The 16071-nt window shown below is 60.4% G+C and carries 14 protein-coding genes; 7 read left to right on the top strand and 7 right to left on the bottom strand.

What is annotated here, in order from left to right; translation table 11 throughout:
- Both EN990_RS12925 and EN990_RS12920 read left to right on the top strand, forming a co-directional pair.
- Positions 1-1022: leucyl aminopeptidase (locus EN990_RS12925; protein ID WP_127388309.1), on the top strand; the 1022-nt coding region annotated here is incomplete at its 5' end.
- 28 nt (positions 1023-1050) lie between these two features.
- Positions 1051-1500 carry a DNA polymerase III subunit chi gene (locus tag EN990_RS12920; protein ID WP_013532504.1) on the top strand — a complete coding sequence of 150 codons (450 nt, stop codon included), beginning with the start codon at positions 1051-1053 and terminating at the stop codon, positions 1498-1500.
- 29 nt (positions 1501-1529) lie between these two features.
- Here EN990_RS12920 and EN990_RS12915 read toward each other — a convergent pair whose 3' ends face one another.
- Both EN990_RS12915 and EN990_RS12910 read right to left on the bottom strand, forming a co-directional pair.
- A complete protein-coding gene (locus EN990_RS12915; RefSeq protein ID WP_013532503.1) occupies positions 1530-2015 on the bottom strand; it encodes a DUF995 domain-containing protein in 486 nt (161 codons plus the stop codon).
- 133 nt (positions 2016-2148) lie between these two features.
- Positions 2149-3072 carry a glycoside hydrolase family 26 protein gene (locus EN990_RS12910; RefSeq protein ID WP_013532502.1) on the bottom strand — a complete coding sequence of 308 codons (924 nt, stop codon included), beginning with the start codon at positions 3070-3072 and terminating at the stop codon, positions 2149-2151.
- A gap of 598 nt (positions 3073-3670) precedes the next feature.
- On the opposite strand from EN990_RS12910, the gene EN990_RS12905 reads away from it, so the two are divergent.
- Complete coding sequence (locus EN990_RS12905; RefSeq protein WP_127384679.1) at positions 3671-5551, top strand: cellulose synthase catalytic subunit; 1881 nt, start codon at positions 3671-3673, stop codon at positions 5549-5551.
- A 292-nt stretch (positions 5552-5843) separates the two neighbouring features.
- Positions 5844-6251 carry a hypothetical protein gene (locus tag EN990_RS12900; protein ID WP_013532500.1) on the top strand — a complete coding sequence of 136 codons (408 nt, stop codon included), beginning with the start codon at positions 5844-5846 and terminating at the stop codon, positions 6249-6251.
- Positions 6252-6411: 160 nt separating this feature from the next.
- On the opposite strand, the gene EN990_RS12895 is transcribed toward EN990_RS12900, so the two are convergent.
- The 3 genes from EN990_RS12895 to EN990_RS12885 form a co-directional block, all read right to left on the bottom strand.
- Positions 6412-7413, bottom strand: coding sequence for a glycosyltransferase family 2 protein (locus tag EN990_RS12895; RefSeq protein WP_198032118.1), 1002 nt, complete (start codon positions 7411-7413; stop codon positions 6412-6414).
- 44 nt (positions 7414-7457) lie between these two features.
- Complete coding sequence (locus EN990_RS12890) at positions 7458-8384, bottom strand: lysylphosphatidylglycerol synthase transmembrane domain-containing protein (protein WP_027162713.1); 927 nt, start codon at positions 8382-8384, stop codon at positions 7458-7460.
- Positions 8385-8568: 184 nt separating this feature from the next.
- Positions 8569-10197 carry a glycosyltransferase family 39 protein gene (locus EN990_RS12885; RefSeq protein WP_127368185.1) on the bottom strand — a complete coding sequence of 543 codons (1629 nt, stop codon included), beginning with the start codon at positions 10195-10197 and terminating at the stop codon, positions 8569-8571.
- Between the two features lie 227 nt (positions 10198-10424).
- Between EN990_RS12885 and EN990_RS12880 the strand changes: the two genes are divergently transcribed.
- Positions 10425-11027, top strand: coding sequence for a DUF995 domain-containing protein (locus EN990_RS12880; RefSeq protein ID WP_245469180.1), 603 nt, complete (start codon positions 10425-10427; stop codon positions 11025-11027).
- Positions 11028-11707: 680 nt separating this feature from the next.
- On the opposite strand, the gene galE is transcribed toward EN990_RS12880, so the two are convergent.
- Together galE and EN990_RS12865 are read right to left on the bottom strand one after the other, a co-directional pair.
- Positions 11708-12787 carry a UDP-glucose 4-epimerase GalE gene (gene galE, locus EN990_RS12870; protein ID WP_063171800.1) on the bottom strand — a complete coding sequence of 360 codons (1080 nt, stop codon included), beginning with the start codon at positions 12785-12787 and terminating at the stop codon, positions 11708-11710.
- Positions 12784-13821 (bottom strand): UDP-glucuronic acid decarboxylase family protein, encoded by a 1038-nt coding sequence (locus tag EN990_RS12865; protein WP_024504301.1) that lies wholly within the window; start codon positions 13819-13821, stop codon positions 12784-12786. The genes galE and EN990_RS12865 overlap by 4 nt, the downstream gene beginning before the upstream one ends.
- 711 nt (positions 13822-14532) lie before the next feature.
- Here EN990_RS12865 and EN990_RS12860 point away from each other — a divergent pair.
- Complete coding sequence (locus tag EN990_RS12860; RefSeq protein WP_013532492.1) at positions 14533-15138, top strand: hypothetical protein; 606 nt, start codon at positions 14533-14535, stop codon at positions 15136-15138.
- Between the two features lie 62 nt (positions 15139-15200).
- Positions 15201-16055 (top strand): 23S rRNA (adenine(2030)-N(6))-methyltransferase RlmJ, encoded by an 855-nt coding sequence (locus tag EN990_RS12855; RefSeq protein ID WP_024504300.1) that lies wholly within the window; start codon positions 15201-15203, stop codon positions 16053-16055.
- Positions 16056-16071 lie beyond the last annotated feature (16 nt).

Genomic DNA, 16071 nt, shown 5'->3' with positions numbered 1-16071 from the left:
CCGTCCCCACCGCCGATCCGGCCGCTGCGAAGAAGGCCTTCGCCGATGCCGAGGCGGTGATCGACGGCGTCCTTCTGGCGCGCGACCTCGTCAACGAACCGGCAAACGTGCTTGGGCCGGTCGAGTTCGCTGCCCGCGCCAAGGAACTCGAGGGGTTAGGCGTCAAGGTAGAGATATTGGCTGAGAAGGAAATGAAGAAGCTCGGCATGGGCTCGCTGCTCGGTGTCGCGCAAGGCTCGCCACGCGGCGCCCGCATGGCGATCATGCAGTGGAACGGCGGCAAGCCGAAGGACAGCCCGATCGCCTTCGTCGGCAAGGGCGTCACTTTCGACACCGGCGGCAATTCCATAAAGCCGGCCTCGGGCATGGAGGATATGAAGGGCGACATGGGCGGCGCCGCCGCCGTTACCGGCCTGATGCATGCGCTGGCGGCCCGCAAGGCGAAAGCCAATGTCGTCGGTATCATCGGACTGGTCGAAAATGCCGTCGACGGTCATGCCCAGCGTCCCGGTGATATTGTCACTTCGATGTCGGGCCAGACCATCGAGGTGCTCAATACCGACGCCGAGGGCCGCCTCGTGCTGGCCGATGCGTTGTGGTACTGCAACGACCGCTTCCAGCCGAAATTCATGGTCAATCTGGCGACGCTGACCGGCGCCATCATGGTGGCGCTCGGCCAACATTATGCCGGCCTGTTTTCCAACAATGACGAACTGGCCGAAAAATTGTCGGTGGCGGGGCAGGCGACTCAGGAACGGCTGTGGCGCATGCCGCTCGGCGCCGAATACGACAAGCTGATCGATTCCAAGAACGCCGACATGAAGAACATCGGCGGCCGTTTTGGCGGCGCCACCATCGCGGCGCAGTTTCTGCAGCGCTTCGTCAAGGACACGCCATGGGCTCATCTCGACATAGCCGGCACGGCCATGGGGGCGCCGTCGAACGAGATCAACCAGTCGTGGGGTTCCGGTTTCGGCGTCAGGCTGCTCGACCGGCTGGTGCGCGATAACTATGAGCAGTGAACGGGTTCGATCACTATAGGCTGAAGCGATGGCCGACGTTCTGTTCTACCACCTGACCGAATCGACGCTGGAGGATGCGCTGCCAGGCCTCCTGGAGCGCAGCGTCGACCGTGGCTGGCGCGCCGTGGTGCAGACAGGCACCGAGGAACGCCGCGATGCGCTCGACCAGCATCTTTGGACCTTCCGCGACGATTCGTTCCTGGCGCACGCAACCGATCGTGAGGCTCATCCCGGCGAACAGCCGATTCTGTTGACCACCGGCGACGGCAATCCCAACGACGCCAAGATAAGGTTCCTGGTCGACGGCGCGGTGCCGCCTGACCTTGGCGGCTACGAGCGCGCGGTGTTCCTGTTCGATGGCCACGATGCCGCCCAGCTCGAGGCGGCGCGAGGACACTGGAAGGTGATGAAGAGCGCTGGCCACGACGTCACCTACTGGCAACAGACGCCAGATCGCCGCTGGGAGCGCAAGGCGTAGACCAGCCGCTTGTGGCGGATGACACGATCCTACAGTCTTGCCTTGATCCGGTTCTGTTTCCGGGTGACGTAGTCGCCGTGTTTCAATCTCTTGAAAACATACCAGTCGCCATCCGGAGCCTTGCGCTGGTAGATTACTTTGCCAGCCTGGCGGTGCTCGAAGCAGGTCATCGAGCCCTTCACGCCCCAGGAACCGTGCCATTGCGCACGCCAGCACAGCTTGCCGCCGCCGGGAATGAACCACATGCCGTCGCCATAGCCCGACTTGCCTTTGTCGTGGGTCCAGGACTCGAACTGTCTCTGCTTGACGGCAAAGAAGCCGGCGCCCTTCTTGCCCCACAGCCACGAATGGTTCTGATAGATCTGGTAGACGCCTTCGTCAGGAACCGCTGTGGCCTCTTGAGCCTGCTCGGCGATTTTCATCGCCGTCTTGGCTGTCGCAGGAGCCTGGAAGGCAAGAACAAGAACGGAGCAGGCGAATGCCGCTCCAAGATAATTTCCCACTACCCGCTTCACGAAACTTCTCCACAGACTGATTTACGCCACGCCTCAATCCTCATCCCGAACCGCTGGTTCGGGATGGATCACGATCAAACAAGGAGATTGGAAGTCGATCCCGATCGCGTCGGGGTCGATCAGCACGATGCGTCTACGGCAGGACGTGCTGGGTCACCCTCCAGTCGGGCAGACCATAGCCACCCAGCCACGGCCACACTTCCTTCTGGTTGAAGTAGACAACCGAAGTCAGCGCCGGGAACTCCGCGTAGGATTTGCGGGAATCTTCCTGCCATTTCGAGACATAGTCCTGCTTCCCGACATAGCCGAGTTCCGCAACGATGATCGGCTTGTTGAACACTGCAACGCGGTCATAGCCGGGCTTCAGCAGCTCAGCGAAGGTGCGGTCGCGGCCGGTCTCGTCATCATCTTTTTTCTGCAGACCGAACACCGACAGGCCGATGACGTCGACATAGTCGTCGCCGGGGTAGTATTTTTCCAAACCCTCTTCGCCTTTGGGCGACCACATGTACTTGGCTGCGGGGGCAGCTTTGCGGCAGATGTCGACTTCGCGCTTGTAAGCGGAGATCCAGTCCTTGGGAGCCCAGTTGGCCCAGGTGAAGCGGCCGTTCTTGTCTTCCATTTCCTGCGCCCAGCGAATGGTCACCGGGCTCTTCATCTGTCCCACCAGGTCGCAGATCGCCTGCATGTTGGCGTCATATTTGCCGCTCAAAATGCCGTCGCGCAATTCGGGCGGGGTGATGCGCCAGTCCTTGGACCAGGTCCACGGCTCAACCGTGATCAGCAGCGAACGGCCGCGCTGCAGCGCATAGGCGTCGGCGAGTGGCAGCGTCGACAGATCGACGTCTTCCCAGGGCAGGAACAGCTCTTCGATGCTGGCGCTCTTGTCGGCGCTGAAGTCGCCGTAGGGATCGTAGGATCCGAACGCCGAGGCGGCGCTGCTCGTCTGGACGGGGTCCGTCGCGGCTACTGAGCCAGCGCCTCCTGCCGTGGGGAACGCGGCGCTTCCGCCCAATGCCAGCGCGATTGCAAGTGCTTTTACTGTGGAGTGTTTCATGTCGATCTCCCATGGCCCCAACCTCTTGCGGAAGTTAAGGCTTCGCCCGTGCGCATCGATGCTTGATCGACACGATTACCCAAAACCGATCGGCTCTATTTGCAGAATCTGCGGGATTTCGGAGCGACCCGTTGGCGGATGTGCGAAACCTGACACAGAGCCACCCAAAAAATTATCTCTCAAGGCCCTATACAGGGGGCGCTCGAGAGAAAGTTCGCCGCGATACTCACAAATTCGCGTCAATATCCCGATATATCATCCCTGGCTAATTTAAGAGCCGGTCGCGACCAAGAGTCAAGTGCAATTAACGGTTGCTTAACCATATGCGCGCGACATGGTTAACGCTGCTCTCAAAGTTCGATCCTTGCCGGACAGCTTTGGCCCGGCGAATTCTCCAGCGCTGAAAAATTTGCGGCTCATCGTTCACGTGCTGGTCGGTGGAAACTGTTCCACCGGACTATCCTTAACCAGTTCTGAAGAACCATAGTTAAGGAATAACTAATTTAGTTGACTCTAAGGATGCCTGAGCGGATTCTGCTGCTGGGTTAGGCTCATCGGCCGTCGTTTGGCTGATGCTCGGGTGGCGGCAGTAAAGTGTATGAGTGTTTCCGCGGACGTGGGGATCATCGGCAGTAAGACCATGCCGAAACGGGGGCGTGGGGCAGCTCCGGGGAAGGCGGCGGAGAAGCCTCCTTTTCTGGTGCCCGTGCTGTCGGCCGCCCAGAAGCGGATCTGGAAGCTAGGACTTGCCTGCTGGTCGGTAACGTTCGGATTTTTCTGGTTCTGGTGGCTGCAGCCCGGGCACATCGAACACGTTATCCCATACATGCTGGCGACATTGACGCTCGTATGGCTGACATTCATGCCGATGTATTTTCTCTTGAACGTGCATGCGATGAAAAAGCCGTCCAGGCTTCACACGATCCCGAAGCATTCGCGTGTCGCGATGGTGGTGACCAAGGCTCCGTCAGAGCCGTTTTCCGTGGTTGCGCGAACCCTCGAGGCAATGCTGGCGCAGGACTGTCCGCATGATACCTGGCTGGCCGACGAGGACCCGTCCGAGGAAACGATTGCCTGGTGCGATGCCCATAACGTCATGATTTCGACGCGGCGCGGGCGGGAAGATTATCACCGCAAGGTGTGGCCCCGCCGGACGCGCTGCAAAGAGGGAAACCTGGCCTTCTTCTACGACCACTATGGTTATGAACGCTATCACTTCGTCGCTCAGATGGACGCGGACCACGTCCCGACACCAACCTATCTCAGGGAAATCCTGGTCGCCTTTGCCGACCCGGCGGTTGGCTATGTATCGGCGCCGAGCATATGCGACAACAATGCCGCTGAAAGCTGGTCGGCACGCGGCCGGCTGTTCCCGGAAGGGATGTTCCACGGACCTTTGCAGTCCGGCCACACGGGCGACGGAACGCCGCTCTGCATCGGCTCGCACTATGCCGTGAGAACCGCAGCGCTCAAGCAGGTCGGCGGCCTTGGCCCGGAACTGGCCGAAGATCACTCGACGTCCATGCTGTTCATTGCGGCTGGTTGGCGCGGTGTGCATGCCATAGACGCCATTGCCCATGGCGACGGCCCGCAAACCTTTGGCGATCTTGTCACGCAAGAGTTCCAGTGGTCGCGGAGCCTGATGACGATCATGCTCGAATACTCGCCCATATACCTTTCCAAGGTATCGCCACGGCTGAAATTCCAGTTCCTGTTCCGCCAGCTCTGGTATCCGCTTTTCGCCGTATTTTCGCTTCTCATGTACATCATGCCGATATACGCGCTTCTTACGGGTCAGAATTTCGCCAATGTGACGTATATTGACTTCCTTCTATACTATGCGCCGAACTCGATTTCGCTGATTGTGCTGGTGATGCTGTTGAAGTCCTTCGGGCTGTCGCGCCCACTGACCGCCAAGACGATCAGTTGGGAGGGAATGTTGTTCTCATTTTTCGCTCGTTGGCCGTGGGTGCTGGCGGGCACGCTGTCGTCGATCCGCGATTATCTGACCAAGTCGTTCGTCGATTTTCGCGTTACCCCCAAGGGCAGTGGCCCGAAAAACCTGCTGCCTGCCCGCGTTATTGTTCCCTATGTGGTGCTTGCAATGGGAGCTTCGCTGCCGGTCCTTCTTGTAGACCGCGCCTCGGACGCCGCCGGCTTCTACTGGTTCGCTGCCTTCAATGCGTTCGTCTACGGATTGCTTGTGGTCGTGATCATCACCAGGCACCTCGTGGAGAACAAAATTTCGTTGCGTTGCAATGCCGCGAAACTCGCCTTGCAGACCTCGCTCGCTGGCGTTGCGCTCTTCGTCCCGGGCGCCGCGTTCTGTGACCGCGGCCTGGAAGGCATATATGGGCTCCAGCAGGGGGCAGGCGGTATGCGCATCGTCAGCGTGGCCTACCCGGTTTCCGGAGCCGGGCGCGGCGGGAGCGGAACCCGCACATTCCATCTTGACCCCGCCTGGAATCCGCCACGCTGACGCCGACAGGCGTCCGTGCGCAAACAACTCCCCTGAACCGCATTTGCCTTGATAGCCGGCCGGCAAGCTGTAGCAGGGCCAGACACGGGCCCAAAAGGTCAAATTTTAATAATATCCGGTCGAGTGCCGAAAGACCGCGCTCATCATATCGTTTGCATGATATTTAATAAGTCTCCCCTAATATACAGCTCATGATGTGAGTGGCGATGGGTCACTCGCGTGGTGCGGAAAGCAAATAAGAGCAATATATCTCCGCGCTCCAGCGACTTGTATTTCATGGCAGGGGATAGCGATGAACAAAATAATGGAAAGAGGGGCAAGGCTCGGCAAGAAACATGCCTGTGCATTTGCCGCGGTTGCATTGATCTCGATGATGTCCGGTTGCCAAAGCATGGATGCCACCAAGACGAGCTCGATCGGCACCAAGCCCGTGGTTCATTCGCTTGGCCAGAGGGTGCACTACGCCAAGGACAAGCGGCTGCATCTGATCAACCGCAAACCGCTCACCAAGATGACCAACGTGACGCGTACGAGGGAGGAGGCCTATGCGGCCTTCGTGCGGCCGCAGCGGGTCGGCAGGCCGGCGACGGTGAAGGTCTCCTACAGTCTGGGCAATGGCGGCCCGCTCCTGGGTCATTCGCCCTGGATATGTGGTCCGAGCGGTTTCGGCCAGCGCGCCAGCTGCCGTTCGCGTTACTAAGCCATCAGACCTGAAGCGCGGCCGATTTGACTGCTGCCGGGTCTTTGCCGGGGGGGCGCGAGTGGAGGGCGGGAGGTTTGCGCAGACGTTGCGCTTTGCCTCTTGCCCTCCAACCGCCATGCGTTCGTTAGGCGCGGACCTCCGTGGCATTCCGATCAGGTCACGATGGTCGGCCCGGGGCGTGCCAGCCGTCATTGTCGCCGGCCGGCGGCCGTAGCCGCGCGACATAGGCCGATGCTCCGTTCGCCTCGTGATAGACGCGTGCCAGCATTTCCGCCAGCACGCCCGACGTCACCATCTGCACCCCGGCGATGAGCAGGAAGAAGCCGGTGAACAGCATCGGGCGCGTTCCGATGTCTTCGGCGAAAAACAGCTTCAGGCAAAGCAGGTAGGCAAGGATCAGCGAACCCAGCGCGCCAAGCACGATGCCGATGCCGCCGAAGAAATGTCCCGGCCGTGTGCGATAGCGCATGAAGAAGTACATGAACACCAGATCGAGCACGACCCTGAAGGTGCGCGAAATGCCGTATTTGGACTGGCCGTGGATGCGGGCATGGTGCGTCACCACCTCCTGCGCGATGCGTCTCGGGGTCGTCACCGTGGCCAGCCATGCCGGGATGAAGCGGTGCATCTCGCCGTAGAGCTTGACGCTGCGGATGACGTTGCCGCGATAGACCTTAAGGCTGCAGCCATAGTCCTTGAGGCGCACGCCGGTGACGCGCGCGATCAGCGCGTTGGCGATGCGCGAGGGCAGCCTGCGCATGAAAAACCCTTCCTGGCGGTCCTTGCGCCAGCCGACCACCAGGTCGAGATCCTCGCTCAGCAGGCGATAGACCATGCGCGGAATGTCGTAGGGATCATTTTGCAGGTCGCCGTCGATCGTGGCGATGACGTCGCCGCGCGCCGCGTCGATGCCGGCCTGCATCGCGGCGGTCTGCTTGTAGTTGCGCACCAGCTCGACCGCATGCACATGCGAGCCGTAATGCACTGCAAGGCGCCTGATCTCGCTCACCGTCGCGTCGGTGCTGCCGTCATCGACCAGCACGACCTCCCAGGGCTGGTCGTAGCCTTCCATCGCCTGGTGGATCCGTGCCAGCAGCGGCTCGACATTTTCGGCCTCGTTGTACATGGGGACGACGATGGACAGCGTATGGTTCGGCATTACCGCGCCGTCAGGCAGTCCCGAAGCAGGGATGGGCAATACGTTCATTGGGATGGCTTCCTTGCAGGTCCGACAGCCGGATTTCCCGGCAGCGTCGATTTCGAGGGAAACAGCCAGGCGATCGCACCCGTGGCGATTGCCGAGCAGAAGATGAACAGGTGCAGCGCCAGCGCCGCCTGCAAGCCATTCTTCATCGTGATTCCGGAGGTGAGCAGCGCCGCCGCTGCTCCCGCTTCATAGGTGCCGAAGCCGGCGACGCCTTGCACCGGCAGTATGGCGGCTCCTTCGGCCCCAACGACGCCTGGAAAGGCGGTCGAAAAGGATGTCCCCAGCAGCATTGCCAACAACCATCCCTGCACAGTGAGCTTCAGCGACCAGTTCGCGATCGTCCACCACCAGCCATAGCGCGAGCGTCCGGTTGCTTCGGTGAACACATCTCGGAGCTTGCCGAGCTTCGCCACGATCTTGCCGCGGCCGGCCCAGTCATGCGGCGCACGCGCCCAGCGCGGCAGGTACCAGGCGGCGGTGATCAAGACGGCCCCGCCCGCAATCCTAATCGCCGGATGCAGGCCCGGCCATACAGCCAGGGCCAGCACGCCGACGACGAAGGCGTCCTGCAGCCTGAACCACAGCAGTGAGGCGCTGGCGCGCATGATCGGTATGCCGAAGACCTGGCGCAGGAGCAGGGGAAAGGCCGTCTCGCCGCCGCGAAAGGGCACGACGTTGATCATCGCATTGTGGATCAGAATGACGCGCAGGCAGGCGCCGAAGCGGCCATGCACCTCGTCGCGGAACTCGTCGCAGACGCGCAGCGCACGCAAGACATAGGTGGCGAAGAACGCGATCGTCGCCACGGCGAAGGTGCCGGGCGTGATGCGGGCAAAGGCGTCGCCGACCATGCGCCAGCGCGAGTCGCTGGCGAGCCAGGCCAGCAGGGCCAGCGTCACAATGATCGAAATCGCTCGTTTCAACAATTCCTCCGGTCGCAACCGTCGAATTCCGCCAGCCGTAGAGATATTTGAGCTTGCTGGCCGGCTTGTCTCGCTTAGCTTGCTGCGTTGGGCAGGCGAGGGCGGGTCGGCAAGGTCGCTGACCGTCGCCGGATTTCCAACGTTTGCCTGATCCCCAGCCCATAAGCCCAACGGCCTGACCAGATCAAGGCCGGCTGATTTCATAAATCAGGAGGTTGTCCGAATCCAGCCGCTTGGTCCCGATCTTGTTGAGATAGTCGATCACCCCGTCATGATGCTCGATGAACGGCCGTTTCTGACTGTCTTCGGCATCCTTTGCCACGCCGAACCAATCCGCGCCTTGCGTGCGAAGTTCCTCAAGCTGTGCTATCGCGATGGCATCGTCCTCGACGAACCTGGACCACTCCACGTCGCCGCCACCAGGCGGAAACACCCACCCGCGCGCCCTGCTGTAATAGACTGCGACGGGATCTCCCACCTCCGGAGCGATGGCCACGACAAGATCGCCAGGTTGGGCCCTGCGCGCCAGCTCGTCGCCAAGCAACTTTCCATTCATGGCGAAGGGCGCCTTCATCGTCCGGACGAGGGGAAAAGTCGACCAGACAAGCATAGCGGCCGCGATGCAAATCGACCGCAGAATTACCCCAGGAGACGAAACGGTTTTGGCTCCAAGCGTCGCCAGGACGACCGCGCCACGGCCGCAAAACATCGCAAATGGCACATGGAATATATGATAGTTCCATGGATTGGTCGTGATCTCACGTGCCGCAGCGAGATAAACAACAGAGGCCGCTGCAAGCCATATGAAAGGTATGGCCGAAAGAGCGCGTTCTTTCGATTCCGCGACTGGCTGGGGCGGCATCCAGAATCCGACCGCCATCAAAATCATGAACGGATAGCCATAAAACCACCAGACCGACGTGTTCCAAACAGATTTGAAATAGAAATCGTTGTTGAAAAACGTCCAGAATCCAGAATCCCAGATGTATCCGCTGCCCGCGACATGAAAGGGCGGATAGGTTCGCCCGAGATAAATGGCCCAGCTGTAGTAGGCGCCGATGACGAACAGGCTGACCAGTCCGCTTATGAATACTTTGGCCGCATGCTTTCGCCGATTTTGCAAAAGCCAGCAAACCATCAGATAGAATATGACGCCTCCAGCAGCCAAACCCGGTGGTTTTGCAAGCACACCGAGGGAAAAGCTGGCTGTGGCGAAGGGGAGCAGCCACGCGCTGCCTCCCGTCCAGTATTTCGTGAAAAGCCAGACGCCCAAGGTTACCAGAGCCAGCATCGAGGGGTCGGGAAGGAACGAGCTGTCGATCATGATCGCCGCCGGCATCAGCGCATAGGCAAGTGCCGCGGCGTGGGCGTGCGTCTCGCCCCAGCATAGCGCCGTTAGTCTGTGCAGTGAAAACACCGTCACCAAGCCGAAAAGGGCCGCAATCATGCGGCCGAACCAGTCGTGCCAGCCAAAGAGTTGGTAGAGTATGGCGGTCAGATAGCTGACGATCTGGAACTCGCGGCCCTGATAGCTTGGCCCGGGCCCGGTCCAGCTGACCTCGGGGAAGAAGATGTTCCAGCTGCGCTGCTGGAAATTGTCGGCCATCATCGCGGTACTTGTTTCGCGCCAGCTGAAGGCATCGACCAGCGGCAAGGTTATGTTGTGGAACCTGAACAGGATCGCAATGAACAGTATCCCCAGCAAGATCGCCATGTTGGGGCTCACGGTGTTGCGAGCAGTCGTTTCCCGGACGGTCGACTGCTGCCGGTATTGCTGACCTTCAGCCTGGTTCAATTCCGGGTCGCCCGCCATTTGAAACCGCGTCCTCCCTCACGTCTGCGGATGTTGCTTTTGAGTGCGATTGTCAGAGTTGGGCAGAGCATATGACACATTTCTTAATTTTGACGACAGCGGGATGCGCACATCTGGAACGGTTGTTGTCCGTCCGCTCGCAAAGGTTGACATCACCGTTCTCGCGACTGTTAAATAGTTCATACGGCTGTCAGAGCGATGATAGTGCTACCTTGGGCAAAACGGGCATGCGAACGCCAATTGTACTGACAGCTCTGACCGGATTGCCACCGCATGGTGTCGACCGTCGACGCAAACATTGTCGGTTCGCAACTTGTATGCAACTCATGTTTCTCCTGGCCCTCTGCGGCCAGACGGCGCTTTCGGGAACGGCGCATGCGGCTGCCGCCAAAGACGGCAGACCAGCGGGAACGGTCATCGCACCGGCTCCAACTGCCTACGAGCTGCAGCTTCTTTATGCCGACCGCACATGGATATGGAAAAACGGCGCGGCCTTTTTCGCGCAGGACAATCGACGTCTCCAGGCCTGGACGTCCGGGCAGGACACCACGTCTGTCGCGGAGGGCAGATGGCTGGTGACCAAGGACGGCAAGATGTGCATGGAGCTCGCCTGGCGATCGAAAGGTTACACCGGCGAGCAGCACCGCACCTGCTACAGCCACCGCATTCAGGGCCGGAATATCGAGCAACGCAAGGATCCGGACGGGGAATGGTACGGTTTCAAGCGATCTCCCGAGGATCCTTCCGACGAATACAAGAAGTTCGAAGCAGGCGACACCAAGGGCGCGCAGTTCGAAGTGACCCGCAAGCTGGTCGATGCCAAAAAGTAGGCCGCGCTTCCGGCCGCGCTGAGATGGCCTGGCTGTTCTTCCCGTGCGCCTGTCGTGGAACCCGCGAATCGCTTATAGTTGAGTGGCTCGGCAGGCGCGATCGGCGCGCCGATCGCATTTAATCGCATTCAATTGCATCACCCGGACGACAAGACGATGGCCTGCCATACGGTTTTGATGAAATTTAATAATTAGTGATATCTAATATAACGTGTGATGTGCGAGTGGTCACTCATGCGGCGTGGAAGCGGCCCAAGTATAGTATGTCGCAATGCGCCCCTGGCTTATACTTGATAGCAAGGGACAGAGGATGAGAAATTCCGCGAGCGTATTTCGCTCAAGCAAGAATGTCGTATCTATTGCCGCGGCTGTGGCGCTGAGCTCTATGGTTGCAGGTTGTCAAGGTATGGACGCAACTGAAACCGGTTCGGTCCTTATCAGGCCCATCGTCCACCCGGTCCGCAGTCAGCCCGCGGTCCAGCCCGTGCAGGCCAGATTTCTCGTGCGCTCGCTCCGGGCCGACCTTCCGATCCAGATGACAAGCACAATAGGGACCGAAAGTGCCTACGCCTTTGCACCGCCGCAACGGATCAAAGCCAGCACGCCGGCGCCGGTGAACATCTCGTTCAATCCGGGCGATGGCAGCACGTTCTCGGGCGGCTCGCCTTATATCTGCAGCCCTAGCGGATTTGGCCAGCGCGCGAGCTGTCACCCCCGCTATCTCTGACCCGTCGGGCGACGACCGGCGCTGCCGCCCTCACTGGCGGCAGTTTCATGGGCCTGGTCTTCAGTCCGAAAAAGGGAGCGGCCGTCCTGACAATCGTATCGATGTCTGAAAGCTCCGGCACAAAGCCAAGATGTTCGCGTGCGCTTCCCGGGTCGGCGTAGAGCTCCGCCGGATCTCCGGGGCGTCGGCTCCTGAACACTGCCGGAACCGGCCTCGACGTCATTCGGCCGACCGCCTTGACAATCTCCTTGATGGAGACGCCTCGCCCTGTGCCGAGATTGACCGCAAGGCTTCGCCCGCCACCCTCGAGATGCATGAGCGCTTTCAGGTGGGCGCGGGCCAGATCGGTGACGTGGATATAATCCCTTACGCAAGTGCCGTCCGACGTGTCGTAGTCGGTGCCGAAAACCTCGATCGCGTCGATGATGCCCGATGCGGCCATGAGCACTCTGGGAACCAGATGGGTTTCCGGCGAATGCCACTCACCGAGCTCGCCATCGGGATCGGCGCCACAAGCATTGAAATAGCGCAGGATCGCAAATTTCATTCCGTACGCGGACGCATAGTCGCCGATGATCTGTTCGCCGATCAGCTTGGTGCGCCCATAGGGGCTGATCGGATTTTGCGAGGAGGTCTCGCGAACCGGCAACGCCTCCGGCACGCCGTAGGTCGCACAGCTGCTGGAGAAGATGATGTTTTCGATCGAACTCGCGCGTGCGGCATCGAGCACCGCGATGGTGCCTGTCACATTGGTCGAATAATATTCGGCCGGCTCGCGAACGGACTCTCCGACATAGGCCAGCGCAGCAAAATGGATCACGGCCGTCGGCCGGTGCGTTTCCATCGCCCGCCGCAGTGCATCCCGATCCCGGATATCGCCGACGACAAGCGGCCCCCAGGCGACGGATCTCTCATTGCCGCGGCTCAGATTGTCGAAAACCACCGGCATGTAGCCGGCGGCGGCCAACTGCTTGCAGGTGTGGCTGCCGATGAAGCCGGCTCCACCCGTCACCAGGACCGCCGGCCGGCTCATGAAGCAGCAGCTCCTCTGGCGGTGTGACTTCCGTAGAGCAGGGTATCAAAATACTCGACGGTACGCGCGAGCCCCTGGCTCAAGCTGATTTTCGGCTCCCAGCCGAGATTGGCCCTGGCAAAGGAGATGTCCGGCTTGCGTTGCCTGGGATCGTCGACGGGCAGCGGCCGATGCACGATCTTCGATCGGGCGTTGGTGTAATCGACGACCAGCGTCGCCAGTTCCATGATGGTGAATTCGGCAGGGTTGCCGAGATTGACCGGGTGGGCGGGCGCGTTCGGCGCATTCATCAGCCGGATAAAGCCCTCGATCAGGTCGTCGGCATAGCAGAAGGAGCGCGTCTGCTGGCCGCTGCCATAGACGGTCAGGTCCTCGCCGCGCAGCGCCTGGACGATGAAGTTCGAAACCACACGTCCATCGTCGGGCTGCATGCGGCGACCGTAGGTGTTGAAAATGCGGGCGACACGAATATCGAGACCATAGGTTCTCGAATAATCGAAGAACAGGGTTTCGGCCGAGCGCTTGCCTTCATCGTAGCAGGAGCGCGGCCCGTGCGTGTTGACGTTGCCGAAGTAGCTCTCGGGCTGTGGATGCACGAAGGGATCGCCATAGACTTCGGACGTCGAGGCCTGGAATATCTTGGCCTTGTTCTGTCGCGCGAGTTCCAGAAGGTTCAGCGAGCCAAGCACGCTTGTCTTGAAGGTGTGGATCGGATCTGCCTGGTAGTGCGGCGGAGAGGCTGGGCAGGCGAGATTGTAGATCTCGTCGCACTGAAGGTCCGAAGGCAGTGCATCGACGATGTCGTGCTCGATGCAGCTGAAGCTCGGATTGCGCTGAAGGGCATTGAGATTGTATCTTTTGCCGGTGTGGAAATTGTCCAGCGCGACAACGTCGTATCCGTCCCGCAAAAGACGTTCGCACAGATGCGAACCTAAAAATCCCGCTCCTCCGGCGACAAGGGCGCGTCGTCGGCTTTGGCTGGCGTCCTTTTGGCTGCCGGATTCCAGTTTCAGAACCTTGACAAGCTTAGTCATGCTTTCCTCATACGCACCGAACACGCTACCGCCGGGCCGGGACAAAGCATCGCCCGGCCACGTTCCTGAGAACGTGGCAAACCTCCGCATCTGCGGAACCGCCATCACTGATGTGCGTCAATTGTTCTTTGGCTTTCGCGAAGCTGGTGCGACTACACAACCTCCGTGCTGCCGCTCAGCATTCTCCGCGCCCCGAAATCGCGATCACACGCCCGGTGTCACCATCGATTGCTCGCCCAAATTGCACATCCCAACGCATCGAAAATATACCTGTGGAAATTATAGTCAACTAAATTAGCAATTTCTTAACCAAATGCGCTCGCGAATGGTTAATCATGAAAGCGGCTACGGCCTCTCGGATCGAAGCATGGCGCACAAGGCAAATCCTGTTTACGAATCAGCATATTGGCTCGATCGACGTCAACATGTTGCCGGACGCGGCAAGCTGTCCCTTGAGGTAGAATCAAAACCTGACAGCAAGAACGGCCAAGAATGAGCCGACAGCAATATTCAGCGCGGCGCGCGAAATACACGGCTTAATTTTTGAGCGCATAGGTAGAACGTTATCGGCATTGTTGCGCAGCCACGCCGCCAATCTGGTTGCGCTCGCACCCCGCACGGTCCACCTCCAGGGTGGCTGCCGCAACTGGCCATCGCCTTTTGGCCGTCGGGGCGCTATTGGCAAGGTTACGATACGCCATGGTGATGTGAATGCGCTTTCTGTTTGTCCTGATCCTGCTTGTCGGCGCCGGCGTCGGTGTCATCTATCCCTGGGCGATGAGCAATTTCTCCGGGCACGAGATCGGCACCTGGCGGGTCTATGAGCAAGGCCGTTTCAAGCCGCTGACGGTGCCGCTCTCCGGCCGCGATGCGCCGGTGCGGGTGCTGGTCGACCTGACCGCAAGAGCCGAGCGCATCGTCTCGCAGCAGCGCACCGTGCTGACGCTGACCGCCGCCAGCAATGGCCGCACGGTGCTCGCCTCGACGCTGCAGTTCAACCATTCCGACAATCCTCGCCAGGCCAGCCCGCAACTGCCCGACAAGATCTTTCGCGACGAGGCCGGCGTCATCGCGACCGTCAGCCCGGGTCCCTACGTCTTCACCGTCGGACCGGGTGATGCCGACGACATACCGATGCGGGCTGTCGATCTCATCCTGCGCTCCGGCGCAGGCGAGATCGACAGCCGTGCACGGCCGGTCGGCTTCGCGCTGATGGCGATCGGCCTGATCGGATTTTTGCTGACCTTGCGCACTCGAGGCGGTCGGCCGGAAAATCCGAACTCTCAGCCGCCACCGCCGCGCTGGGGCAGGGGCTGATGCATGTCGCCCAAAAGTGTGCAGCGGTTTTGGGACAACGACATGCATAACGGCACAAGACGATGAACTACCGCCACGCTTACCATGCCGGGAATTTCGCCGACGTCGTCAAGCATGTCGTGCTGACGCGCTTGCTCGAGTATCTGAAGCAGAAGGACAAGGCGTTTCGGGTCGTCGACACCCATGCCGGCATTGGCCGCTACGATCTGTCGTCGGCCGAAGCGCAGAAGACGGGTGAGTGGCAAGGCGGCATCGGCAGGCTGATCGATGCCCCGTTTGCCGCGCCGGTGGCAGCACTGCTCGCGCCTTATCTGGAGACAATACGGTCGCTCAACCCTGAGGGTGGCATCCAGAAATACCCGGGCTCCCCGTTGATTGCGCGCCATCTCATGCGCAAGCAGGACAGGCTGACCGCGATCGAGCTGCACCCCAAGGATGCCGCGAGGCTGAGGACGTTCTTTGCCGGCGATTTCCAGGCCCGGATCATCGAACTCGATGGTTGGCTCGCGCTCGGCGCCCATCTGCCGCCGAAGGAGAAGCGCGGCCTTGTTCTCATCGATCCGCCATTCGAGGAAGCGGGTGAGTTCGATCGCCTCGTCGACGGGCTCATAAGGGCGCACAAGCGCTGGCCAGGCGGCATCTACGCGCTCTGGTATCCGATCAAGGACCGCAAGGCGATCATCGCTTTCCGCAAGGCGCTGAAGCAATCGGGCATCCCGAAGCTGCTCGACATCGAATTCGAGATCAGGCCGGCCTCTTTGGAACCCAGCCTCGACGGCAGCGGTCTGCTGGTGGTCAATCCGCCGTTCACGCTGGAGGGCGAGCTGCGGACGCTGCTGCCGGCCCTGCACAGGCTGCTTGCGGTGGGGCGGCCGGCGCACTGGTCGTTGGAATGGCTGGCCGGCGAGCAGGCTTGAGGCGGGCTCATTGACG

Source organism: Mesorhizobium sp. M7A.F.Ca.US.005.03.1.1 (assembly GCF_003997975.1).
GTDB lineage: Bacteria > Pseudomonadota > Alphaproteobacteria > Rhizobiales > Rhizobiaceae > Mesorhizobium > Mesorhizobium ciceri.
Note: the sequence above shows the minus strand (reverse complement) of the source record. Positions and strands in the feature narration are given on the sequence as shown.